This is a genomic window from Burkholderia sp. AU44665, from assembly GCF_030504405.1.
In the GTDB taxonomy this organism is placed as follows: Bacteria; Pseudomonadota; Gammaproteobacteria; order Burkholderiales; family Burkholderiaceae; genus Burkholderia; species Burkholderia semiarida.
The window spans coordinates 1-23,032 of sequence record NZ_JAUJRI010000033.1; the positions used below are offsets into that span (position 1 = coordinate 1).

The window sequence follows — 23,032 nt, forward strand, 5'->3', positions numbered from 1 at the left end:
GGCCCCACCAGTCGGCGTTGCGGCCGTCGTCGACCGCGATCGTGCCCAGCGGCGACGCGCAGCGCTGCAACTGCGAATCGGCGCCGGCGCTCGCGCCGCCGGCCGCCGCGCCCGTCACCCCGGCGTTTTGCCCGCCGGGCGTCACCATGCCGCCGCACCCCGCGACGGACGCGCCAAGCGCTGCAACCAGCGCACCTTGAATCAGACGTTGGGAAAGGTTGGTCTTCATGTCGTTGTCGATCGATTAGAGTCGTTGTTCGGCTTATGGGTCCGTGCGAACTTCGATAAGCCCCCCGGCGTGGCGCGCGATGGTGGTCTCCCCGCGGCTGCCCCCGTTGCTTCAGGCCCGGTCAGTAGTACCAGTACGTCTGCTGCCAGACGCCGTAGTACGGATAGCCCGAGTACCAGTAGCCGTAATAGACGTCACGCCACTGCGTGCGCCATTTCCAGTCTTCTTCGTCTTCCTTCTTCGCCTTGCGCGCGAGATCGAGCAGCTTTTTCGATTCCTTGTCGCCGCGGCCGGCCGCGATCGACAGCCACTTCTCCGCTTCGCGCGCATCGGCGCCCATTTCCTCGAGGCCGAACAGGTAGAAACTGCCGAGCGCCTTCTGCGCGTTCAGGTCGCCGCGTTCGGCGGCCTCGCGCATCCACTTGAGCGCCTGGTAGCTGTCCTGGCGCACGCCGTCGCCGCGGAAGTAGCGCAGGCCGAGGTCGTAGGCGGCCTTCGGCTGGGTCTTCGCGGTTTGCTTGAGCGCGGCGATGCGCGGATCTTCGCGGTCGTCCGCATCGTCCCTTTTTTGATAGGAGACCTGATCTTTAGGGCGATCGGAACACCCCGTGTCGTCGCAGATCCGTACCGTGCTGCTGGTGATGGACGGATCCTGCGCGCAGGCGGCCAACAGCAACAGCAGCCCCGGTGCGAGTAAACGGCGATACATGGGTACTATCCTCAGGTTCTTATTGGCACCGCAATGCTTCGAGCTATCCACCCCGTGAGCTCGTACCCGGTTGCGTGCGGCGCACCGGATACAATTCCATCCGCCAACGCCGACACGCATCCCAAGGCTCTCTCAGGTTCTCTCTTCGAATCGTTCCGTCACTGTTTATTGCCGCCGCTTTTCGCCGCCCGCCCATGGCCGGCATCGACCTCCAAACATGACGCGACAAACAATAGTGACGTGGTGAGCAATAATAATGGAGAAAAATGGCATGTCAAGTTCCATCGCGCGTTTAAAGTTTGCGTGGTGCGTCAGCTTTGATATGCTCTTCCTCGCCAAAACCCTTGGAGACCCCCTCGAGATGTCCACCACCGAGCAGGCCAACGTCGATCTCATCACCGCCAACAAGGTGCGCGATCTCCTGAACCGGAACGGCATTCCGCCACGAAGTCACAACACGACGATCGCGAACGTGCTCGGCCTGAGCTTCTCGGTCGTCACGCGCAAGATGAAAGGCCTGATCCCGTGGAACCTGTCGCAGTTGCAGGACATCGCGACGCACTTCGGCGTGCCGCCCGCGATCCTGCTCGACGACAAGGGCATGCAGCCGGCCGCGCCCGAGATGATCGACGCGACGTTCGTGATCGAATCGAAGCGCTTGCGCTGCCGCGCCGCGATCTCGACGAAGGCCACCAGCCAGATCGAAACGGATTTCGTCGCGCTGCAGTGGCAGGGCGAATGGATCGTCACCGAGCGTGCGCACGCGCGCGAGGGGCGCACGTATCCGGTCGACGTGATCGAGCTGCGCTCGGCGCAGCCGAACGTGTATGCCGCGCGGATCGCCGTGGTCGACGATTCGCACGACGTCGCCGAAACGGTCTGTGAATATTTCATCGAGAAAGGCGTGAACGCGATCCCGTACTTCGACGGCGCGAGCTTCCGCAAGGCGCTGGAAGTCGAGGATTTCGACGGCTACATCCTCGACTGGATGCTCGGCGACCAGACGGCCGCCGAGCTCGTGCGCGGCATCCGCTCGAGCGAGAACAGCGGCGCGCCGATCTTCCTGCTGACCGGCAAGATCTCGACCGGCGAAGCGAGCGAGGACGAGATCGCGCACATCGTGTCGCACTACAACGCGCGCTGCGAGGAAAAGCCGGTGCGCCTGCCGATCCTGTTCGCGGAAGTCGCGCGCGAACTGAAGCTCACGCTGCCGGGCGCGGCCGCCGCGAACTGAAGCCGGAGCGACACACCACCACACGAACCACCAGACCGAGGGAAAGACATGCGCGTTTCAACCATCTGGATCAAGACCGTGCTCGCGGCCTGCCTGCTCGGAATGGCCGCCGCGGCGTGGGCCGCGTCGTCGTTCACGTTCACCGTCGACGGCAAGATCAGCAAGAGCAATCAGCAGGGGAAAACGGCCTACGTCTTTTCCGAGCCGGCGCTGATGGCGCTGCCGCAGCATACGATCGTCACGTCGACGAGCTGGACGCCGAAGGCGACCTTCACCGGCCCGCGCCTGTCCGACGTGCTGAAGACGGTCGGCGCACAGGGTACGCAGATCGAATTCCACTGCATCGACGAATACACGTTCACGATTCCCGTTTCCGATGCCGACAAGTACGGCGTGATCCTCGCGCGGACGATGAACGGCAAGGTGCTCGGCAACGACAACTACGGCCCGCTGTGGATCATGTATCCGCGCGATCAGTATCCCGACGAGTTGAAGACGCCGCTCGGCGAAGCCAAATTCGCGTGGCAGATCATCGGCCTGACCGTGAAGTGACATGACGCGGCGGCGCTGGAGAAACAGAAAGATCATCCTGATCCTCGGCTCGCTGTGGATCGCGGGGTTCACCGCATGGGCGTTCCTGCTGTGGGATCTCCTCGCCACCTCGGTCAACGAGGGCGTGCTCGAGGGGCCGCGCGAAGGCGTGTTCTGGACCGCCGCGCAATACCGCAACGTCTATACGCGCTTCGACCGGCAGCTGATTCTCTACGCGACGCGCGAGGACGACGATTTCGATCACGTGCAGATGCAGCTCGACAGCCTGTCGGTGTCGTTCGGGTTCCTGCAGCGGCCGTCGGAAGTGTCACGATACTGGCTGCGCATCCCGCGCGCGCGCAACGAGATCGACGCGCTCGGCGAATTCATGACGCGCCTGAAGCGCGAGGTGCCGCTGCTGCGCGACGCGCCGAAGCAGGCGCATCAGGTGATCGACGAAGTCAATGCGTACTGGCCGAAGGTCAACGGCCTCGCGAACTACTTCCGCGCGATCGAAATGGCGCAGCGCGACTTCACGTTCCATCAATTGAAGGAAAAGCAGCGCGCGATCCTGATCCTCGGCATCGTGCTCGGCGTGATCCTGTGCGCGCTGTTCCTGCTGCTGTTCTATACGATGCGTACGCGCGACGACTTGCTGGCGCGGCAAAACGCGGCGCTCGATGCGGAACGCAAGGCGTCCGACCGCGCGTTCGAGATGATCGAGGCGAAGAACGCGTTCCTCGGGATGGTCAGCCACGAACTGCGCACGCCGCTGCAGGCGATCTGCGGATCGATCGAGATCCTGCTGGCACGCCCGCAGTCCGACGCGAACCTGAAGACGATCCGGCGGCTGCAGAATTCCGCACTGTCGCTGGAAGCGCTCGTCAAGGACCTCACCGACTACATCAAGCTGCGCTCGACGAAACGCGTCGCCGAACTGGATACCGTCGGCATCGCGCCGCTGCTCGCCGAAGTGCTCGAACCGCTGCGCGGGAAGATCGCGGCCAAGCGGATCGCGGTCACGCAGCTCGTCGAGCCGCCCGGCCTCGCGATCCGCTCCGATCGCAAGCTGCTGCGGCAGGTGCTGTCGAACCTGATCGAGAACTCGGTCAAGTACACGGTCGGCGGCTCGATCACGGTGGCGATCACGCTCGCGGACGCGCCGGCCGGCGAGCAGGTTCGGATCGCCGTGCGCGACACCGGCGCCGGCATCGCGAAGCAGCATCTGCCGAAGATCTTCGAGCCGTTCTATCGCGCGAACGACGCGGTCGGGCTGCACGTGGACGGGATCGGCATGGGGCTCGCGGTCGTGCGCGAAATCGTGACGACGCTGCGCGGGCATGTGGACGTGCGCAGCGTGGTCGGCGAAGGCAGCGAGTTCGTCGTCACGCTGCCGGTCGAAGCACCCGGCGTCGAATCGGCCGGCAACGCAGCAGGGGACACGCCCGCGCTACCGCCCGTGCTCCCGCAACGCGACCGGCGCGCGCTGGTGGTCGACGACAACGACAACGCGCGCGAAACGCTCGGCGCGATGCTGTCCGCGCTCGGCATCGAGGCCGACCTGTGCGGCACCGGACAGGAGGGCGTCGCGCGCTTCGGTTCGGAGCGCTACGACCTCGTCGTGCTCGATCTCGAACTGCCGGACCTGAGCGGATTCGACGTGGCGCGGCGCATTCGCGCGGTGGCGCAACCCGACGGCGACGGCCGGCATCCGGCGATCCTCGGCGTCAGCGCGTATGAATCGGCCGCGTTGCGCGAGAACAAGCGGGTGTTCGACGCGTTCCTGCCGAAGCCCGTCCACCTGCGCGAACTCGGCGCGCTCGTCGAGAAGCTGCTCGCCTGAGCCGCACGCCGGCGCGGCATCGCGCGCTTCGCGCTTGCCCGGCCACTCGCCTACTCGCCTACTCGCCGATCAGATGCAGCACGATGTCGCGCCGGTGCGCCGCGCGGCGATGCTCGAACACATAGATCCCCTGCCACGTGCCGAGCACCATGCGCCCATGCTCGACCGGAATCGACAACTGCACCTGCGTGAGCGCCGTGCGCAGATGCGCGGGCATGTCGTCGGCGCCTTCGGTATCGTGCTCGTAACGCGTGTCGTCCTCGGGCGCGAGCGTCGCGAAATAGCGTTCGATATCGCGCTGCACCGACGGATCCGCGTTCTCCTGGATCAGCAGCGACGCCGACGTATGGCGGCAGAACACGGTGAGCAGGCCGGTGCGGATCGCCTGCTGATCGACGAACGCGCGTACCTGCGGCGTGACTTCGACGAGGCCGCTGCCGCGCGTATCGACGCCGATGTGCGTGATGGCCTGTTGCATCGCCGTGACCTCAGGCCAGCGCGGCGAAGCCGTCGGCCTCGATCTGCTTCGCGTCGGTGGGGCGCACGACGCGCGCGACTTCGACCCCGTCGCGCAGGAATACCAGCGTCGGCCACAGCTTCACGCCGAACGAACGGCCGAGCGGACGGCCGGGGCCGTCCTCGATCTTCAGGTGCCGCACGGCAGGATGCGCGGAGAACGACGCCGTGATCGCGGGCTGCGCGCCTGCGCAGATCCCGCACCAGTTCGCGCCGAATTCGATGACGGTTGCGCCGCCCAGTGCGTCGACTTCCGCGCGGGTCGGCGCGTTGGCGGTGTAGCGTTGCTCGGTGTCCATCGGGCCCTCGTGTACGTTGGCGAAACGTGACCGCGCGCGCCGGTGTGAGGCAGGCGCGCGCGGCCTTCGATTTCCTACTGTAGCGGAAAAGCCCGGCCGCTGCCGGCTCGGCCCGGCGCGGTACCCGTGCCCCTTTGCGCGCCTTTCGGAATGACACGACAAGAATCGGAGCGCCGCGCCGCCGCGACAGGATCAGCATGCGGACTGACCCGTCACCGAAGGACTCGACCATGAACGCGCCGCATTGCGTCACCGAACCGAACATCCTCTACTTCGGCACGCCCGTCGTGCTGGTCAGCACGCTCAACGAAAACGGCACGGCCAATCTCGCGCCGATCTCGTCCGCGTTCTGGCTCGGCTGGCGCGGCGTGCTCGGCATCGCCGCCAGTTCGCAGACCACGCGCAACCTGCTGCGCACCGGCGAATGCGTGCTGAACCTGCCGTCGTCGGCGCAGGCGGACGCCGTGGACCGGATCGCGCGCACGACGGGCACGTATCCGGTCCCCGACGGCAAGCGCGCGAAAGGCTACGTATTCGAACCCGACAAGTTCGGCACGGCCGGGCTCACCGAGACCGCGTCGCAGACCGTCGCGCCGCCACGCGCGCTCGAATGCCCGGTGCATCTGGAAGCGATCGTCGCGGCCACGCACGGGATCGGCGACGACATGCCCGACCTGCGCGACCGCATTCGTGTGTTCGAGGTGCGCATCCAGCGTGTGCACGTGCATCCCGACCTGCTGATGGACGATCATCCGGACCGCATCGATCCCGACAAGTGGTCGCCGCTGATCATGAGCTTCCAGAAGTTCTACGGGCTGGCGCCCCGGCAGGTGCATGCGTCGCGGCTCGCCGAGATTCCCGAGCATGCGTATCGCAGCCCCGATATCGAGCGCTCGCGCGAGGCGGGCGTACTGACCGGTTCCGTGCGGTCATGACGCCGCACGCGCCGGCACGGCGGCATCGCTGATGAACGTGACGCGGATGACCGGCGCGGTATTCGGCGGGGCGATGCCGGGCGCGCTGTACGACGCGTGCGCAGGTGGTGCGACCGGGCTGCGAGTCGCGATGCTGACGGGCGGCACACTACAGCTCGCGGGCGCGGCGCTCGCGTGGCGCACGGCCGGCACCGGCGCGCGGGCCGGCGCGCCGGCGCCGATCGGATAAGATACGGCCGGCCACGCATCTGGGCCCATGACCGAACCGACGGAGTGTTTTCAGTGATTCAACCGACCGCAGTATTCAAGGACAACCTCGCGCAACTGCCGGCCATCGACGGCATCGCGCGCATCGATCTCGTCGGCGCGAACGGCGACGTGGTCGCGACCATCGAGAATCAGCCCGGCAAGCAGGGCTCGCTCGCGGTGTACCACTATCTGAAGCAGGCGTTCGGCACGCTCGACGCGAAAGCGGCCGAGCACGGCCTCGCGGTGTTCGCCGAGCATACGGCCGACGCGCGCAATCGTCCGGGCGCGCATCCGAACGTCGATCGCCTGCTGGCGATCGTCGCGGGCGGCGATGCGCTGCGCATCGACGTGGTCGCGAAGGGCTGAGTCGTTGGCGACACGCGCGTGCCGCCTGGCGGTGCGCGCAACCGTGATGGACGGGCGGAAAAACGCGATTGCCGCGCCCGTCACACTTTCTCCGGAGACAGCCCGCGTGTTCCTTTCCGTTGCCTCACCGCTCGCCCGCAATCTTGCTTCGATCGTTTCGATCGCGGTATTAGCCGGCGCCACGTTCGGCGGCGCGGCATCGGCCGAGCCGCCGCGCACGGGCTCCGATATCGCCGGCGCGTCGCTCGTGCCGCTCGGCACGCTGCCGCACTCGCCTGAAAGCGGTGCGCTCGATCCGTTCTGCACGCAATATCGCGCGAAAACGACCACGGCCGCCGGCCGCGAAGTCGCGCAGCGCGACTGGATCGTGACGTCCGAGGCACCGCTCGGGCGCTATACGGTCGTGACCTTCGCAAGCGGATTCAACGCCGGCACGAGCGCGATCTGCTTCGCACGCAACGGCAATATCGGCGTCTTCGACGGCACGACGCTCGTCGCGCTCGGCTACACCGCGCGCAAGGCCGGCTGGCAGCTCGGCTCGGTCGATCGTCTGGAAAACGGCGCGCTGCTCGTCTGGGGCGGCGACGGCCCCGGCGCGCCCGTCGGCGAGTTGCACGCGGAAAGCGGCGGCCTGCGGCTGACCCGCGTCGCCGCCGAAAGTACGCACTGCAACGGCCGCGCGGTCGTGCCGAACGTGTATGGCAAGCCACTCGACGCGGCACGCAAGATGCTGATCGCGCATGGCTGGCAGCCGCTGCGTCCGCGCGAAAAGCCGGATGCGGCGGATGGCGCGGCAACGCTCGCGAAGCACGGCATCGTCGAAGCCGAAGCGTGCTCGGGCACCGGCGTCGGGTATTGCGCGCTGCGCTACCGGAACGCGGCCGGCGTGCTCGGCGTAACCACGGTGGGTGGCGCGCCGGACAAGCCTTCCGAGAACACCGTGATCGACTATCAGGTTGCTTGCCGCAAACAGTGAGTGGCGTGCAGGCGGCACACGCGCGATGCGTGCCGTCTGGCCATCGTGCCATCGTCCGTTCGCTCGATTGACCGGCCTCGGGCGCCCTCCTAAACTGACTTCCCTTTAACGCCGCACCGGCAAAAGGGACCGCCATGATCGATCTCTCCACGCTCGCGCTGTTCTCCGGCGCGTGTCTCGCGCTCACCGCCACGCCCGGCCCGGACATGTTGCTGATCGCGTCCCGCAGCGTAAGCCAGGGCCGGCGCGCAGGCTTCGCGACGCTCGCGGGCATTCAGGCCGGCACCTACTGCCATGCGCTCGCTGCGGCGCTCGGCTTGTCGCAGCTCTTCGTTGCAGTGCCGCTCGCGTACGACGTCGTGCGCTTCGCTGGCGCCGCGTATCTGCTGTATCTCGCGTGGAAAACCTTCCGTTCGGATGCGACCGCGCTGTCGCCCGTCGCGTCGCAACGTCGCCACTCGACCGCGACGATCTTCCGCCAAGGGCTGACGACGAACCTGCTGAACCCGAAGATGGCGCTGTTCGTGCTCGCGCTGTTCCCGCAGTTCGTGCGGCCCGAACATGGCTCGATCGCCGTGCAGATTCTCGTGCTCGCGACAGTGCTCAACCTGATCGGGATCGTCGTGAACGGCGCGGTGATTCTCTCCGCGAGCCGGCTGAGCCAGCGGATCGGCGCACGCCGCCGGCCGTCGAAGGTGCCGCAGTATCTGCTCGGGTCCGTGTTCGTGGGGCTGGCGGCGCGGCTCGCGGTGGCGGGGCGGAACTAACCCCATCGCGAATCCGTAGTACTCACTCCCCGCTGACACCGAGTCGCGCTGCTTGCCGGGCCCGAATTCCCGAGCGCGCTCGGTTCCGTGCATCGTCATCGATATCTCCGACCCAAGAAATACGGTCGCGAGCTCCCTCACGTGTGACCGACCGCCTGTGCCCGCCTCTGCGGCCGGTCACCGTTCTTGCCGTCACATAACATATTTGTTACTTTATCGACCCATGGTTACGAGATCCAGTTCTTCAACGACCGTGTAGCGGCGGGAGTCGCGTCGTTGCCGACAACGCTGCTTGCCCGGTACCTTTGCACTCGCTGACCGCATGGAACGGTACGGTCCGAATCTCGGGGAGCCTCACTCCCGACCGATGGGAAACGGCCTGTACGAAATGCGATTGAAGGGCGCGGAAGGTATTGCCCGAGTGTTTTACTGCGCGATCGTCGAGTGGCGTATCGTCATGCTGCACTGTTTCGTGAAGAAGACGCCAAGGGCACCTCTGAAGGAACTGGAAATCGCGCGTCGTCGATTGAAGGAGGTTCGAGATGGCAACGTATAAGGAACTACGTGAGCGGGCATTGGCCGACCCCGCGGTGCGCACGGAATACGAACGATTGAATCGCGAGGAATTCGCGCTGCTCGACGCGATGCTGGCTGCGCGGCGAGAGGCTGGCTTGTCGCAAGCCGATGTGGCGGAACGGATGGGCACGAAAGCGCCCGCCATTACGCGACTCGAGCGTGCACTCGCAACGGGGCAGCATTCCCCGTCCGTCGATACGCTGCGCAAGTATGCGGCGGCTTGCGGCAAGAGGCTCGTGATCTCGTTCGCGTGAATCACGCACGCTCGAAACGGTCGGCTTCCATGACGGATTTCAATACCGGCATGGCGCGCGAGCGCCGAAGCCGTCAGCGCGTCGCGCCCAGCGCCACGCGCAGCCGCTCCATCAACTGCGTGTAATGCTTCAGCACGTCGTCCTTCGGCACGACGTTCGCGGTCGCGAAACGCTCCGACCACGCCGGCTTCCATTCATACGAACCGTGCACGCTGCGGTCGCCGTCGGGCGCCTGGATCAGCGAGCGGATCCGCGCGTCGCGGCCCGGCCCCGTATGCATCTCGAACAGCGCATGGATGAACGTGTGATATGCGTCGTACACGTCGTCGTCGAACAGGTAACGGTAGATGTGGAATGTGCGGTCGAGGTCGCGCTTCGCGCGGATCACGTCGTCCGGCGAGATGTCCTTCCAGTAGCCGATCCACGTGTAGAAGCACAGCAGCGCATTGAGCTGCGGCGCGACCGTGTCGTACAGCGCCAGCCGCTTCTCGATCAGCCGCTGGTTGGTCCACTGTACGAGTTCGAGCCGCTTCAGCCGGCGCGCGACGAGCCAGCCGAGGCACGCGACCGACAACGGCGTCAGCACGCCGAGCACGAGCTTGACGATTTCCAGTGAATTCCACGGCGTATTGAATGGCTGCATGCAGGACTCGACAGGAAAAAACGCATCCGCACCGACGCACGACCCGGCACGCCACGCCGCGCCGCTGGGCCGACTGCATCGGCATTGACCGTTAGTTGCTTGCACATCGAACAGTGCGCAATCGCACAGGCCATCCTGTGCGACGCGACCCACCCCATCAGTTTATCGAGCGATTGTCACCGCGCGATGACCGCGCATCGATGCGCCGCCACGCGCCCACTCCGCGCTAGGTCGGCAGCGCCGACGTGAGCTTGACCTTCTGCATCGGAATGTCGGTCTTCACGCTCAGCACGCCGGGAATGCGCGTCAGGTATTCCATCTGGAAGCGCCGGTAATCGTCGATGTCGGCTGCGACGACGCGCAACAGGAAATCGCAGTCGCCGGCCATCAGGTGGCATTCGACGACTTCCGGCATCTGCTGGACGGCTTCGGCGAAACGGTTCACCGATTCCGCGTCCTGCCCCTTCAGCCATACGCGCGTGAAGATCGTCAGCCCCTTGCCGACCTTCGCGGGATTCAGCACGGCCACGTATTTCTCGATCACGCCGGCTTCCTCGAGGAGCCGCACACGCCGCAGGCACGGCGACGGCGACAGCCCAACCTCGTGCGCGAGTTCCACGTTCTGCATGCGGCCGTCGCGCTGCAGCGCGCTCAGGATCCGGCGGTCGATAGCGTCAAGCTTCATTTGGCACCCGATTCCAAAAAATTCGCGTATCACGCGTTCAATGCCAAATTCTGAGAAAAATCTGGCGACAACGCAACCCGATTCGAGTCAAAAAAGCAGACAATCCCTCCCCCGAAGGAGGAGTAATGAGCAGTAGCGTTTCAACGTCGTCCGGGCTTCGCGACAGGCCCGCCCATGTCGCCGAGATGGGTCGCGGTTTGCGCGCGGCGCTGCCCGTCATGCTGGGTTTCGTGCCGTTCGCGCTGGTGCTGGGCGCGCAGGCCGCACAGAAAGGGCTGAGCCTGTTCGAGGTGCCGATGATGACGGGCCTGAACTTCGGCGGCGGCTCCGAATTCGCGGCGATCCATCTGTGGACGTCGCCGCCGCATATCGCGCTGATCGTCGCGATGTCGTTTCTCGTGAATTCGCGCCACATCCTGATGGGCGCCGCGTTCGAACCTTATATCCGGCGCCTGCCGCGCCGCCGCGCGTTCGTCGCGCTGTTCTTCATGTGCGACGAGAGCTGGGCGATGTCGCTCGCCGACGCGCGCGAGCGCTCGGCCACGCACATCAGCGTGCCCTATTACGCGGGCATCTGCATGGGGCTCTATCTGACGTGGATCTCGATGACGACGCTCGGCGCGGCGGTCGGCCCGACGATCGGCAACGTCGAACAGTACGGCTTCGACATGGCGTTCACGGCCGTGTTTCTGGTGCTGCTGCGCGGGATGTGGAAAGGCGTGCGCGCGAGCCGCCCGTGGTTCGTGAGCCTCGTCGTCGCGGCGGCCACCCATCTCGCGCTGCCCGGTGCGTGGTATGTCGCGGCCGGCGCCTGCGCGGGGCTGATCGCCGCGCTGCTGTGGGAGCCGCGCGATGCCTGAGCTTCCGGATTTCAGCACCGTCGCGACGATCGTGCTGATGGCGTCGACCACGTACCTGTCGCGCATTCTCGGCTACGTGCTGCTGCGCAACCGCACGCTGAGCCCGCGGATGGCTTCGGTGATGGAGAACGTGCCCGGCTGCGTGCTGATTTCGGTGATCGCGCCGGCCTTCGTGTCGACGCGCCCCGCCGACCTGCTCGCGCTCGCGATCACGCTGCTCGCGGCGACGCGCCTGTCGATCCTGCCGACCGTCATCGTCGGCGTCGTGTCGGCCGGCCTGCTGCGCTACCTGCTCGGCTGAGTGGGGCCGGCCGGCCGCGCCGGCCGGCACATTCCACGACACGACGAACGGGCGCACGATGCGCCCGTTTTCACGTGTGCGCCGGCCGGCGCTACCGGCGCGACACGACGATCCCCGCGCCGGGAGTCATATCAGTCTTGTGGCTTGCGCCCCGCGACTGCGGCGTCAACGATAGCGTCGTCGACGTATTGCTCGGCGTGGTCGCAACGTCGCGCTGCCCGGCGAATATAGTGTCGACCTCTACGCCGGCCATGCGCCGTTATCGGTCAGATCGACGCGCGCGGCGCTCGCGTTTCGGCGCTGGACAACTGCTCCAGCGCGGCCGCGATCGCCGCGCGGCAGGCCGGCCACGCCGGCTCGAGCCCTTCCACGCCTTCATCCATCGCGATACGTTCCGCGCGGGCGCATGCGTCCCGTGTCCGCGTGTCGCCGGCTAGCGCGAAACCGCCTCGCAGCGAGTGCAATTCGGTCTTCAGCGTGCCGATATCGCCGCTCGCCAGCGCCGCGTCGATTGCCGCGAGCGAGCGCAGCGTCGCCTCGCACAGTTTCAGCCGGATCTCGTCGGTCATCGCCGGCTGCTTGCCGTGATCACCATGCTCCACGGCGGGCGAGCCGGAAGCCGCATGCCGCCTCAGCGCGGCATCGAGCGCCGACATCGACAGCGGCTTGAGTACGACTTCCGCGGCACCCACCCGTGCGCAGCGTCGGTAGTCTTCCTCCGTCGCATGCGCGGTCATCGCGATCACGGGCACCGTTGCCCCCTGTTCCCGCAGGAAATTCGTCAGCGCGTAGCCGTCGAGCTCCGGCATGCCCAGATCGGTCAACACGACATCGAACGGATGCTCGAAGAACGCCCGCATCGCCTCCACGCCGTTGCTGACGATTATCGCGTCGTACCCCAGCGCATCGAGCTGGTCGCGCAGCAACGCGCGGCTCGCGGGATGGTCCTCGGCAACCAGCACCCGCAACGGCGCGCGGGGTTGGTCATCCGGTTCCGGCCTGGCGTCGGCCGCCACGTCCTGCTCGAACGTATCCGCACGCCATCCGGCCGGGGCGGCCGGCAGCGGCAGTGTCGCGGTGAACGTCGTGCCTTCGTCGACGCGGCTGTCGACGGTCAGTTCGCCGTGCATCAGCGTGGCGATATGGCGGCATAGCGGCAGCCCGAGGCCGGTGCCGCCAAAGCGGCGATAGGTCGATGCATCGGCCTGGATGTAGACGTCGAACAAAGCCGGCATGCGGTCGGCCGGTATGCCGATGCCGGTGTCCGCGACGCGTATTTCGAGGCCGCGCCTGTCGGCGCCGATGCGCGCCGGCCCTGCCGAGAGCGTCACGCTGCCGCGTTCGGTGAACTTGATCGCGTTGCTGACGAGGTTCGACACGAGTTGCCGCAGGCGGGTCGGGTCGCCGACATAACCATCAGCCAACTCCGCCGACACGGCGCACTCGAGCGCCAGTCCCTTTGCATCGGCGAGCGGACGGAAAAACGCCGCGATGTCGAGCAGCAGACGGCGGGGGTCGAACGGCATGACTTCCAGCGTCATCTGATTCGATTCCGCCTTCGACAGGTCCAGCACGTCGTTGATCACGCGCAGCAGCGCATCGGACGACGACACGATCGTGCCGAGCCGGCGCCGCAGCGGCGGCGCCATCTGCGCGTGCGCCATCAACTCCAGGTTGCCGATGATCGCGTTGAGCGGCGTGCGGATCTCGTGGCTCATCGTCGCGAGGAACGTCGACTTCGCCTTGTTCGCGAGTTCGGCGGCTTCGCGGGCCTCGCGCAGCTTTTCCTCCGCCTGCTTGCGCACCGTGATGTCGAGCAGCGTGCACAGCAGCACGTCGATGCCGCGGTACTTGGTGCGCGCGATGTGCGCGTCGAAATAGACGATGCCGGCCCCCGCGCGCTCGACGGCCAGCTCTCGCGTCACGCGCTTGCGCGCGTTGCCGGCCGGGGCGCCGTCCCGGTACGCGCGCCACAGCAGTGTGCCGAGCGGCTCGCCCGTCACCTCCCGCTCGTACGCGATCATCGCTTCGTTGCGCATGATCGCTTCGCCATCGGCAAAGGACAACAGCACGAGCCCGGCCGGCGCGGTCCGGATCAGCGTACGGTTGAGCGCCTCGCTTTCGATCAGGCGAATTGCACGGCGATTCGCCGGACGCAGCGCGCGCCGGTCGAAAGACACGATGGCGCCCCACAGCAGCCCAATGGCGAACACGGCGGCCCCGAGCGTCACGCCGAGGGCGGCGGCAATGTCGTACAGAACGCTGCGCCACGAGAGCGTCGCCATCAGCACCGCATCCGATTCCCGTATCTGGCTGCCGATGACGAAGTGCGTGCCGACACGACGAACGACCGTTTGCGTGCGGCGCGCGTCGGCGAGCGCAAGGGCGGCTGTCACATCATCGGGTTGACGGCCGACCAGCAGATTGCCGCCGACGTCGACGAGCGCGTAGTCCGCGCCGATGCTCGACGGACGCACGATCTCGTCCATCTGCGGCCGGCTGTTGGTGATGAACCAGGCGACCGGCTTGCCGTTCGCGCCGCGCACCGGTTGCACCAGCCGCAACACGGCGCGCCCGAGCACCGGGTCGAATCGACGGTCAAGCGTGATCGCGTTCGGCGCGGAAGCCGCCGGGGCGGACGCGCCGTCGTTCAGCGGCCGCAGTTGCCGAATGAGTGCCCGCACGTCGAAACCGGCCGGCCACGAGAGCGCTCGCTTGACCACCGGATACCCCATCGCGACAAGATAATCGCCGTTCGAATCGATCAGATAGGACGCGAATACCGAAATCGCCGGTTTCGGCGGCAGCACGCCGGTCGTCTCGACCTGCCCGAGAAAGTTTTCGAGATAGGGCAGGCGCGTATTCGCCGGATCGGCTGACGGGACATCGACGAAGGCCGCGACCGCCACCGGCCCGATCCGCCCGACCAGGGTTTGTTTACCGCGCTTGCCGTCGAACAGCCCGGGCGAGCCCGGCGGAATGACGGGGCCGTGCGCCCAACGCTGCTCCATGTTGTCGACATAGCGATTCTGCAGCGCCTTCATCACCTCCAGCTCGGCAAAGAACTCCGCCTTGCGCTCGGTGAAGTCAACACGGGCGCGCTCGAGGGATTCCTTCACATCGAGCAGCACGACGAGCGCCGCACACACCAGAATGAACACCGAGATCGCGGCGCCGCTTGCATACAGCAGGAACTGCTGCTGTCGCCTCACGCGAGCCGGTTCGAATGACTTGCGACCCGTCGGCGTGGCGGACGAAAGAAGTCTTTTCAGTTTTGCAGGCATGTCCTGTCGATCTCGTCACACGCGGCCGCGGATGCCGCATCGTTCACCGACTTCCACGCGTCGGCGCCCCGAAAACAGCGTTGTCGCGCGGCGCGCACCGCCGACACGCACATGCATCGTTTCAGCGGCACCGGCCCGCAGCGGAGTCGGAGCACAGCCGGCCCGCGGGCGCGTCACGTCCGCGACGCCTCGTCGTCGGGCGCGCCGTCGAGATCCTGCTCGCCGTTGTAGCGGATCAGATCCGCGTCGCGAACGATACCGAGTTTCTTCATCGCGCTCGACTTTTGGGAACTGACGGTCTGCTTGCTCCGATGAAGCTGCGTGGCGATCTCGCCCACCGTGTAGCCCGCACCGAACAATCGCACCACCTCGATTTCGCGCGTGGTCAATGCGCGCGCGGTGGGCTCGGGTTTGGCGTCGTGCAGGAGTTGCTTGATGTATGGCGACGTGTAGCTCGCACCGACGTACGCGGCATGCACGGCGCCGATCAGGTGCGAGATCGCATCGGACTTGCTGAGAATGCAGCTCACGCCCCGCTTGTGGATCGCGCGCAGCACGCTCGGATTGTCGATCATCGTGATCGTCACGATGCGCAGCGCCGGATAGCGCCGCTGCAGGAACGACAGCAGCACGAGCCCGTCGCCGTACTTGCCGCCCGGCATCACATAGTCGAGCACGAGCACGTCGCTCTGCTGCACGTCGAGCGCTGCAACCAGGTCCGTCGAATTCGAAACGGTGCCCACGAGCCCGATCGTGCTGTTGCCTTGCAGCGCCTGCGACATGCCCAGCGCGGACGCGGGATGATCGTCGGCTACCATCACGCGCACAAAAAATTCTTCCATGTTCCTGTTTCCGCCGAGGCTTTCGGTGATGCGCCGCTTCCCCGCCGCGATGGGAAGCATGCTCCCACCATCGTGTTGCAGGCCGTACTCGGCATACCGGGCAATAGCGGCTCAATTTTAGAATAATTTGCGGTTCGTCCGGAAATCGGCGTGCGGCCGAGCAGCGGACGGTACGCGCACTGCGCCGGCAGTGCACAGGATATGGCCGCACGTCCCCGTCGTGCGGATTTTTCGAAGTTATCGACGACTCGCCGCTTTTTACACGATACCGGAGCCGGCCACGCGCCCGCGAGGCATGGTCGCCACGCTACGTGGCGCGCTGTGGACAGCTCGGCTCGCCGGGCAGTTGCGAATTGCCAGGATGTCGGTGAGGCACCGCATAACGGCATTACCTGAAGGCGAATCGCTGAAATTCTGGCAACATGACTCGAGAAACCGATCCCCGGTCGACACCGGGAGTCATATCAGCCTTGTGGCTTGCGCCACGCCGCCCTTCCCCTCATTGCCTTCCGCGAGGATCGTCCCGATGCAAGAAACCCGCCCGCTGTTCGACCGCGTCCTGCTCACCAACGACGACGGATTCGACGCTCCCGGCCTTGAAATACTCGAACAGGTCGCCACGCAACTCGCCCGCGAAGTGTGGATCGTCGCGCCCGCCGAAGACCAGAGCGGCACGTCGCATTCGCTGAGCCTGCACGAACCGCTGCGCGTGCATCGCAAGGGCGAGCGCCGCTTCGCGGTGCGCGGCACGCCCGGCGACTGCGTCGCGATCGCGGTCAGCCACCTGATGAAGGGCGCGCGGCCGGACGTCGTGCTGTCGGGCGTGAATCGCGGCGCGAACCTCGGCACCGAAACGGTGTTTTCCGGCACGGTCGGCGCCGCGATGACGAGCATGCTGGTCGGCGTGCCGGCCATCGCGCTGAGCCAGGCGTTCACCGATCGCAACGCGGTGCCGTGGGGCACCGCGCTCGCGCACGCGCCGGACGTGATTCGCCGGCTCGTCGCCGCCGGCTGGGACAGCGATGCGTGCCTCAACGTGAATTTCCCGCCGCGGCCGGCCGACGACGTGCGCGGCCTGAAAGTGACGAACCAGGGCGCCGGCACGCTGCAGGGCGTCGAGATCGTGTCGGGACGCGATCCGCGCGAGATCGACTATCACTGGCTGAAGCTCGCGCGTGCGCCGCGCGATGACGATGCGGATTCGGAAACGGTCGCGCTCGGCGAAGGGTATATCGCGGTCACGCCGCTGAAGTTCGAACGCACGCACGATCAGGCGCTCGCGCGGCTGCGGTCGAACCTTGGCTGATCGCAAACGCCGGCGGCGCCGCACGCGATGCCGGCGCGCCACCGCCCCGCCGCATCACGTCAGGTTCAACCCGCCATCGAGCATCACGATCTCGCCCGTCACGTAATCGGACGCGACGAGCATCGCGACCGTCTGCGCGATGTCGTCCGGCGTCGCCGCGCGACGCATCGGCGCGCGCTCGCGCCACAGCTGCTGCGCTTGCGTCCAGTCGGCGGTCAACGGCGTATCGACGAGCCCCGGCGCGACCGCATTGACGCGAATCGCCGGCGCAAGCGTGCGCGCGAGCAGCCGCGTCGTGTGATTGAGCGCGGCCTTCGCGGCCGCATACGGAATCGACGCGCCCTTCGGCCGCACGCCTGCATGCGAACTGACGTTCACGACGCACCCGGCACGCCCGTGCGACGCCGCCTCGCGCAGCGCGGCCTGCGCTTCGGCGACGAGCCGGAACGGCGCGATCACGTTGATCTCGTGCATTTCGCGCCACACGTCGGGCGTGGCCGCCACGAGGTCGTCGTGCGCAATCACGCGGCTAACGCCCGCGTTGTTGACGAGCACGTCGAGCCGCCCGTGCACGGCGAGTGCGTCGCGGATCAATCTCACGCGCTCGGCGTCGTCGGCGAGATCGGCCTGCACATAGGCGCCGCCGAGTTCGTGCGCCATCGCACGCCCGGCGTCGGCCGAGGTGCGCGAATGCAGGATCACCGCGTAGCCGTCGGCCGCGAGGCGCCGCGCGACGGCCGCCCCGATCCCCGATGTCGAGCCGGTCACGAGCGCGACCGGCCGGTGCACGCGCGACGCGCGCGGCTCGCCGGCGGCTTCGGTTTCGGTTTCGGTTTCAGGAGCCGTTTCGGAAATCGGGGCAGACATCGGCGGGAGCGGCGCGTCCATGGCGTGGAACCTTTCAGTGGCGTTCCCGCATCATAAGCGCGACAGGGTCGCGAGAAGCGAATTCATCCTGATTGGCCGAACGGCCGCTCCGGCGATGACGTTCAATCCGCCGTCACGGCGCCTTCGGCAGCTCGACATACTCCTCGAGCTGGCCGGCGATATACAGCCGCTTGCCGATACGCGGGTATTCGCACACGTCGTGTTCGAGCCGCTGCCCGCCAACGAGCAGCTCCAGCGGCGCCTCGCCGGTGTTCTGCACCGTATGCGCGTCGCCGCCGCGCGGAAAACCCAAAAAATCGCCGGGCCCGATTTCGCTGGCGTGCCCGCCGATCGTCACCGTGCCGGTGCCGGACAGCACGTACACGAATTCCTCTTCGTACAGATGGCGGTGATATTCGGCCGATTCGTGACCGGGCATCAGCGTGAGCAGATGAACGCCGAATTGCGTCAGCCCGGTCAGGTCGCCGAGTTGCCGCTTCAGACGAACGGCATTGGGATTGAGCGAATGCACCTCGCGCGTCGGTTCCATCTTCGCGATATCGGCGGCCTTCAGCAGTTCCCGGGGAAAGGAAGTCGACATGGGGATCTCGCAAGCGTGAATGCTTCGGTTGAACGCGCGGTGCCGGCGCGGCCCGCGCGATGACTATTGTCCGACATTTTCACGCCTGCGGATGTGTCGCGCGCCCCGCATGCCGCGCGGCACTTCATCGAACGCCAGAAAGTTGCGTACGCAACCGTTACGACGCCGGACGACGCGTGACGCTCAACCCGCGTGCACGCCGCGCAACCTCGTCAGCAATGCGACGAGCCGATCGATGTGCGCATCCTCCGTGCGCCACGACGACACGCTGATCCGGAACGCCGGCCGCCCCTGCCATACGGTCGCGCCGAACCACACGTCGCCCGACGCCTGCGCGGCTTCGAGAATCGCCGCCGTTTCCTCGTCGGTGCCGGCGCGCACGAGCACCTGGTTCAGCACGACGCGATTGATCACGTCGTAGCCGGCCGCACGCAGGCCGTCCGCGACGCGCGCCGCCTGCGCGCAATGCCGCTCGACCATCGTCGCGACGCCCGCGCGGCCGAGCGAGCGCAGCGCGGCCCACACGGGAATGCCGCGCGCACGCCGCGAGAATTCGAGGTTCAGATTCTTCTGCGCATCCTGCGCGCCGCTCAGGTACACGGCGTCGCTGTTCATCGCGGTGGCGAGCGCGGCCGCGTCGCGGCAGATCACCATCGCGCCGTCGTACGGCGTGTTGAGCCACTTGTGACCATCGGTCGTCCAGCTGTCCGCGCCGTCGACGCCGTCCGTCAATGCGCGCTTCGACGAGGCTCGCGCCCACAGGCCGAACGCGCCGTCCACGTGGACCCACGCGCCGGCCGCCTTCGCGGGCGGAATCAGCGCCGCGAACGGATCGAATTCGCCGGTGTTCACTTCGCCGGCCTGCACGCAGAAGATCGTCATGTCGTCGAGCGGCGGCAACTGCGCCGGGTCGATCCGGCCGTGCGTGTCGACCGGCGCGACGACGATGCGCTTCATCCCGAAGCCGAGCACGCGCAGCGCCTTCCTCACCGTGATGTGCGCGAGCGCGGAGATCACGACTTTCACCTCGGGCGCGCCGATCAGGCCATCTTCGTCGATATCCCAGCCCTTGCGCGCGAGCAGCGCGCGCCGCGCGGCCACCAGCGCGACGAGCGTGCAGGCCGTCGCGCTCGTGCCGAAACCGACCGCGCTGCCTTCGGGCAACCCGAGCGCGTCGACGACCCAGCGCGCGGCCTGGCGCTCGAGCGTCGCGGCCACCGGCGAATTCGCATACGACGACGCGCACTGGTCCCACGCGAGCATCAGCCGCTCGGCCGCCGCCGCGGCCGGCAGCGTCGCGCCGATCACGAAGCCGAAGTAGTTCGGGCCATTCGATGCGACCGTCGCGGGCGTGCCGCGCTCGTCGAGCAGGCGCAGCACGTCGTCGGCCGGGCGGCCCGTATCGGGCAGCGGCTCCTCGAACGCCGCAAGGCCGGCGAGTGCGGCCGCATCGGGAAACGCGCGCCGTTCGTTCGTCGCGGCCAGATACGCGTGAGCGCGCCGGTCGGCGTCGGTCAGCAGTGCAAGTTCGTCCATGTCGGTTGCCTCGGTCGGAGTCAGAGTTGCGAGAGATCGCGGCCGAGCTGCCGCAGCGCGCCGTCGATCCGCTTGTAGTACGTGAACTTGCCGACGCGGGTCGCCTGCACGAGCCCGGCATCCGCGAGGATGCGCATGTGGCGCGTGGTCGTGGCCGGCGCGATGCCCAGTTTCTCGGTGATGTACGTGCAGCACACGCCGAGCGCGTCGACATCGCCGTGCGGCTGCGGCGGGAAATGCTTGCGCGGCTGCTTGAGCCAGCGCATCACGGCCAGACGGCTTTCGTTGGCCAGGGCGCTGAGGCGGGTGACGTCGTCCATAGGGTTCGGCTTCGTTTGTCGTTTTGAATATTAGCTAAATGACGAAATGTGGGCAATGAATCCGGGGCGCGCTTTTGGCGCGTGGTGTGGCTCGCCACGCGCCGACATCGGCCACCGGCGTCGATGCAATCGCAGCGATATCGCCGCCGCAACCGGTGCCCGCTCGTATGCAGTGCAAGCAACGTGCCGCTACGCCAGCGCCTGCGCGAGCCTGTCGATCAACGCCCGCACGCGCCGCGGCTGCGCGACGCCGCCCGGATAGACGATCTGCAGATCCACGTCGCCCGGCGAGAACGCGCCGAGCACCTCGACGAGCGCGCCCGACGCCAGATCCCGCTCGATATCGACCAGCGACTTCAGCGCGATACCGTGCCCCGCGACGCACCACGCACGTACGAGCGCGCCGTCGTTGGCGACGCGCCGGCCGCGCACCACCACGCGCTTCAATGTGCCGTCGATGCTGAACGGCCATTCGGCATACAGATCCTGGCCGAAGCGCATCACGATGCAGTCGTGTTCGGCGAGTTCGTCCGGATGCCGTGGCGTGCCATGTGCGGCGAGATACGCGGGCGACGCGCACACCACGCGCCGCGCCCGGCCGAGCGAGCGGCTGCGCAACGAGCTGTCGGCCAGCGTGCCGCGGCGGATCGCGAAATCGAGCCCCAACCCGACGAGATCGACATATCCGTCGCCGAGATGCAGGTCGACCGTCACGCCCGGATGCTCGGCCAGGAACGCGTCGACGACCGGCACGACCCGCTCGCGCCCGAGATCGGCCGGCGCGCTGAGCCGCACGGGCCCCGACAGCGTCTGCATGCCCAGCCGCACACGGCTCTCCAGTTCGTCGGCCTCGGCCAGCAGGCGTCGCGCGCCGTCCACCAGCGTGCGCCCCTCGTCGGTCAGGCTGATCGCGCGTGTCGTGCGCGTGAGCAGCGCCGCGCCGTAGTGGCGCTCGAGCGCCGTCAGCCGTTCGGACACCGTGGCCGGCGACAGGCCGACCTCGCGGCCGGCCGCGGCCAGCCCGCCCTTCTCCACGATGCGCAGGAACAGCGCGAGGTTGTCGAGCAGCATTGTTCGCTCCATCCGAAGGATATTTTCGTCATCTTCCGGATTATCTGGAAAAGCCGCAAACGGTACAGTGATCGCGTGACGATCGACGCGCGGCCGCGCCGCGCTCACACGACGAAAGGAAACGCACATGGAATACCGTACGCTCGGCCGCTCCGGCCTCAAGGTCCCCGCCCTGAGCTTCGGCGCCGGCACCTTCGGCGGCACCGGCCCGCTGTTCAGCGCATGGGGCAATACCGGCGTCGACGAAGCGCGCCGCCTGGTCGACATCTGCCTCGAAGCCGGCGTCAACCTGTTCGACACGGCCGACGTGTATTCCGACGGCGCGTCCGAACGCGTGCTCGGCGCCGCGCTCAAGGGGCGCCGCGACCAGGCGCTGATCTCGACCAAGACGGGCCTGCCGACCGGCGACGGCCCGAACGACGCGGGCACGTCGCGCGCACGGCTGGTGCGCGCCGTCGACGACGCGCTGCGCCGCCTCGACACCGACTACATCGACCTGCTGCAACTGCACGCGTTCGATGCGAGCACGCCGGTCGAGGAAGTGATGTCGACGCTCGACGATCTCGTGCGCGCGGGCAAGCTCCGTTATATCGGCGTGTCGAACTTCGCCGGCTGGCAGATCATGAAGTCGCTCGCGGCGGCCGACCGGCACGGCTGGTCGCGCTACGTCGCGAACCAGGTGTACTACTCGCTCGTCGGCCGCGACTACGAATGGGACCTGATGCCGCTCGGTGCCGATCAGGGCCTCGGCGCGCTGGTGTGGAGCCCGCTCGGTTGGGGCCGGCTCACCGGCAAGATCCGGCGCAACGCGCCGCTGCCCGAACGCAGCCGCCTGCATGAAACGGCCAGCTACGGGCCGCCGGTCGACGACGCGCGCCTGTACGACGTGGTCGACGCGCTCGACGCGATCGCGGAGGAAACCGGCAAGACGGTGCCGCAGATCGCGCTGAACTGGCTGCTGCAGCGGCCGACCGTGTCGTCGGTGATCGTCGGCGCGCGCAACGAGGAGCAGTTGCGGCAGAACCTCGGCGCGGTCGGCTGGGCGCTGACCGATGCGCAGATGGCGACGCTCGATGCGGCGAGCGCGGTGGAAGCGCCGTATCCGCATTTCCCGTATCGCCGGCAGGCGGCGTTCGCGCGGCTCGATCCGCCGATGCGCGGGTAAAGGGCAACGCTGACGCGGCGGCGCGACGCGGCGGTCGCGCCGATGTTCGATGCCCGCGAAGACGACT

General features: G+C 67.2%; 25 protein-coding genes and 2 pseudogenes. 14 read left to right on the forward strand and 13 right to left on the reverse strand.

Translation table 11 applies throughout. From position 1 onward, the window contains the following. Together QZM15_RS32025 and QZM15_RS32030 are read right to left on the reverse strand one after the other, a co-directional pair. Nucleotides 1-229, reverse strand: a pseudogene (locus QZM15_RS32025) (hypothetical protein); the annotation flags it as partial. Between the two features lie 121 nt (nucleotides 230-350). Further along, nucleotides 351-938, reverse strand: coding sequence for a tetratricopeptide repeat protein (locus QZM15_RS32030; RefSeq protein WP_059581221.1), 588 nt, complete (start codon nucleotides 936-938; stop codon nucleotides 351-353). Nucleotides 939-1,299: 361 nt separating this feature from the next. Between QZM15_RS32030 and QZM15_RS32035 the strand changes: the two genes are divergently transcribed. From QZM15_RS32035 to atsR, 3 genes are read left to right on the forward strand one after another with little or no spacing between them, the layout of a single operon-like run. Beyond that, nucleotides 1,300-2,172, forward strand: coding sequence for a helix-turn-helix domain-containing protein (locus tag QZM15_RS32035; protein ID WP_059576173.1), 873 nt, complete (start codon nucleotides 1,300-1,302; stop codon nucleotides 2,170-2,172). 48 nt (nucleotides 2,173-2,220) lie between these two features. Then, complete coding sequence (locus QZM15_RS32040; RefSeq protein WP_059576176.1) at nucleotides 2,221-2,724, forward strand: molybdopterin-dependent oxidoreductase; 504 nt, start codon at nucleotides 2,221-2,223, stop codon at nucleotides 2,722-2,724. Nucleotide 2,725: 1 nt separating this feature from the next. Then, nucleotides 2,726-4,546 carry a hybrid sensor histidine kinase/response regulator AtsR gene (atsR, locus tag QZM15_RS32045; RefSeq protein WP_302107912.1) on the forward strand — a complete coding sequence of 607 codons (1,821 nt, stop codon included), beginning with the start codon at nucleotides 2,726-2,728 and terminating at the stop codon, nucleotides 4,544-4,546. Nucleotides 4,547-4,604: 58 nt separating this feature from the next. Here the strand turns inward: atsR and QZM15_RS32050 are convergent, their stop codons facing one another. Next, entirely contained in the window at nucleotides 4,605-5,024 is a 420-nt protein-coding gene (locus QZM15_RS32050; RefSeq protein ID WP_060314781.1) for a secondary thiamine-phosphate synthase enzyme YjbQ, read from the reverse strand. A gap of 10 nt (nucleotides 5,025-5,034) precedes the next feature. Then, nucleotides 5,035-5,361, reverse strand: a complete 327-nt coding sequence (locus QZM15_RS32055) for a thioredoxin family protein (protein WP_059638866.1) — start codon at nucleotides 5,359-5,361, stop codon at nucleotides 5,035-5,037. A 230-nt stretch (nucleotides 5,362-5,591) separates the two neighbouring features. Between QZM15_RS32055 and QZM15_RS32060 the strand changes: the two genes are divergently transcribed. From QZM15_RS32060 to QZM15_RS32090, 7 genes and pseudogenes are all read left to right on the forward strand, one after another. Then, on the forward strand, nucleotides 5,592-6,296 hold the full coding sequence (locus QZM15_RS32060) for a flavin reductase family protein (protein ID WP_302107913.1): 705 nt from the start codon (nucleotides 5,592-5,594) through the stop codon (nucleotides 6,294-6,296). Beyond that, a pseudogene (locus tag QZM15_RS32065) lies at nucleotides 6,295-6,525 on the forward strand (MFS transporter); the annotation flags it as partial. The gene QZM15_RS32060 and the pseudogene QZM15_RS32065, both read left to right, overlap by 2 nt. A gap of 53 nt (nucleotides 6,526-6,578) precedes the next feature. Further along, complete coding sequence (locus QZM15_RS32070; protein ID WP_059576195.1) at nucleotides 6,579-6,911, forward strand: DUF2322 family protein; 333 nt, start codon at nucleotides 6,579-6,581, stop codon at nucleotides 6,909-6,911. 106 nt (nucleotides 6,912-7,017) lie between these two features. Continuing rightward, nucleotides 7,018-7,887, forward strand: coding sequence for a PASTA domain-containing protein (locus QZM15_RS32075; protein ID WP_124659208.1), 870 nt, complete (start codon nucleotides 7,018-7,020; stop codon nucleotides 7,885-7,887). 134 nt (nucleotides 7,888-8,021) lie between these two features. Continuing rightward, entirely contained in the window at nucleotides 8,022-8,654 is a 633-nt protein-coding gene (locus QZM15_RS32080; RefSeq protein WP_059576201.1) for a LysE family translocator, read from the forward strand. Between the two features lie 367 nt (nucleotides 8,655-9,021). Next, nucleotides 9,022-9,210, forward strand: a complete 189-nt coding sequence (locus QZM15_RS34035) for a type II toxin-antitoxin system RelE/ParE family toxin (RefSeq protein WP_367883044.1) — start codon at nucleotides 9,022-9,024, stop codon at nucleotides 9,208-9,210. Continuing rightward, nucleotides 9,197-9,484 (forward strand): helix-turn-helix domain-containing protein, encoded by a 288-nt coding sequence (locus tag QZM15_RS32090; RefSeq protein ID WP_226221730.1) that lies wholly within the window; start codon nucleotides 9,197-9,199, stop codon nucleotides 9,482-9,484. The genes QZM15_RS34035 and QZM15_RS32090 overlap by 14 nt, the downstream gene beginning before the upstream one ends. 73 nt (nucleotides 9,485-9,557) lie before the next feature. Here the strand turns inward: QZM15_RS32090 and QZM15_RS32095 are convergent, their stop codons facing one another. Continuing rightward, the gene (locus QZM15_RS32095; protein WP_059576210.1) at nucleotides 9,558-10,127 is read right to left on the reverse strand and encodes a hypothetical protein; all 570 of its coding nucleotides are present in this window, start codon (nucleotides 10,125-10,127) and stop codon (nucleotides 9,558-9,560) included. Nucleotides 10,128-10,353: 226 nt separating this feature from the next. After that, a complete protein-coding gene (locus QZM15_RS32100) occupies nucleotides 10,354-10,812 on the reverse strand; it encodes an Lrp/AsnC family transcriptional regulator (protein ID WP_006486309.1) in 459 nt (152 codons plus the stop codon). Nucleotides 10,813-10,937: 125 nt separating this feature from the next. On the opposite strand from QZM15_RS32100, the gene QZM15_RS32105 reads away from it, so the two are divergent. Continuing rightward, complete coding sequence (locus QZM15_RS32105; protein ID WP_059576213.1) at nucleotides 10,938-11,672, forward strand: AzlC family ABC transporter permease; 735 nt, start codon at nucleotides 10,938-10,940, stop codon at nucleotides 11,670-11,672. After that, entirely contained in the window at nucleotides 11,665-11,973 is a 309-nt protein-coding gene (locus tag QZM15_RS32110) for an AzlD family protein (RefSeq protein ID WP_059237885.1), read from the forward strand. Before QZM15_RS32105 ends, QZM15_RS32110 begins: the two co-directional genes overlap by 8 nt. 266 nt (nucleotides 11,974-12,239) lie before the next feature. On the opposite strand, the gene QZM15_RS32115 is transcribed toward QZM15_RS32110, so the two are convergent. Beyond that, nucleotides 12,240-15,257 carry a hybrid sensor histidine kinase/response regulator gene (locus tag QZM15_RS32115; RefSeq protein ID WP_302107914.1) on the reverse strand — a complete coding sequence of 1,006 codons (3,018 nt, stop codon included), beginning with the start codon at nucleotides 15,255-15,257 and terminating at the stop codon, nucleotides 12,240-12,242. Between the two features lie 173 nt (nucleotides 15,258-15,430). Continuing rightward, nucleotides 15,431-16,099: a response regulator gene (locus QZM15_RS32120; protein ID WP_059576254.1), complete on the reverse strand. Its 669-nt coding sequence runs from the start codon at nucleotides 16,097-16,099 to the stop codon at nucleotides 15,431-15,433. 526 nt (nucleotides 16,100-16,625) lie between these two features. Here QZM15_RS32120 and surE point away from each other — a divergent pair. Then, nucleotides 16,626-17,405 (forward strand): 5'/3'-nucleotidase SurE, encoded by a 780-nt coding sequence (gene surE / locus QZM15_RS32125; RefSeq protein ID WP_059638855.1) that lies wholly within the window; start codon nucleotides 16,626-16,628, stop codon nucleotides 17,403-17,405. 54 nt (nucleotides 17,406-17,459) lie between these two features. Here surE and QZM15_RS32130 read toward each other — a convergent pair whose 3' ends face one another. The 5 genes from QZM15_RS32130 to QZM15_RS32150 form a co-directional block, all read right to left on the reverse strand. Then, the gene (locus QZM15_RS32130) at nucleotides 17,460-18,293 is read right to left on the reverse strand and encodes an SDR family NAD(P)-dependent oxidoreductase (RefSeq protein ID WP_302107915.1); all 834 of its coding nucleotides are present in this window, start codon (nucleotides 18,291-18,293) and stop codon (nucleotides 17,460-17,462) included. Nucleotides 18,294-18,405: 112 nt separating this feature from the next. Then, the gene (locus QZM15_RS32135; RefSeq protein WP_059576260.1) at nucleotides 18,406-18,873 is read right to left on the reverse strand and encodes a cupin domain-containing protein; all 468 of its coding nucleotides are present in this window, start codon (nucleotides 18,871-18,873) and stop codon (nucleotides 18,406-18,408) included. A 183-nt stretch (nucleotides 18,874-19,056) separates the two neighbouring features. Further along, the gene (locus QZM15_RS32140; protein WP_302107916.1) at nucleotides 19,057-20,409 is read right to left on the reverse strand and encodes a pyridoxal-dependent decarboxylase; all 1,353 of its coding nucleotides are present in this window, start codon (nucleotides 20,407-20,409) and stop codon (nucleotides 19,057-19,059) included. Between the two features lie 20 nt (nucleotides 20,410-20,429). Continuing rightward, complete coding sequence (locus tag QZM15_RS32145) at nucleotides 20,430-20,729, reverse strand: helix-turn-helix transcriptional regulator (RefSeq protein WP_059576266.1); 300 nt, start codon at nucleotides 20,727-20,729, stop codon at nucleotides 20,430-20,432. Nucleotides 20,730-20,918: 189 nt separating this feature from the next. Then, the gene (locus QZM15_RS32150; RefSeq protein ID WP_302107917.1) at nucleotides 20,919-21,800 is read right to left on the reverse strand and encodes a LysR family transcriptional regulator; all 882 of its coding nucleotides are present in this window, start codon (nucleotides 21,798-21,800) and stop codon (nucleotides 20,919-20,921) included. Nucleotides 21,801-21,927: 127 nt separating this feature from the next. Here QZM15_RS32150 and QZM15_RS32155 point away from each other — a divergent pair, with 127 nt between their 5' ends. Continuing rightward, on the forward strand, nucleotides 21,928-22,965 hold the full coding sequence (locus tag QZM15_RS32155) for an aldo/keto reductase (protein ID WP_124864040.1): 1,038 nt from the start codon (nucleotides 21,928-21,930) through the stop codon (nucleotides 22,963-22,965). The last annotated feature ends 67 nt before the right edge of the window (nucleotides 22,966-23,032 follow it).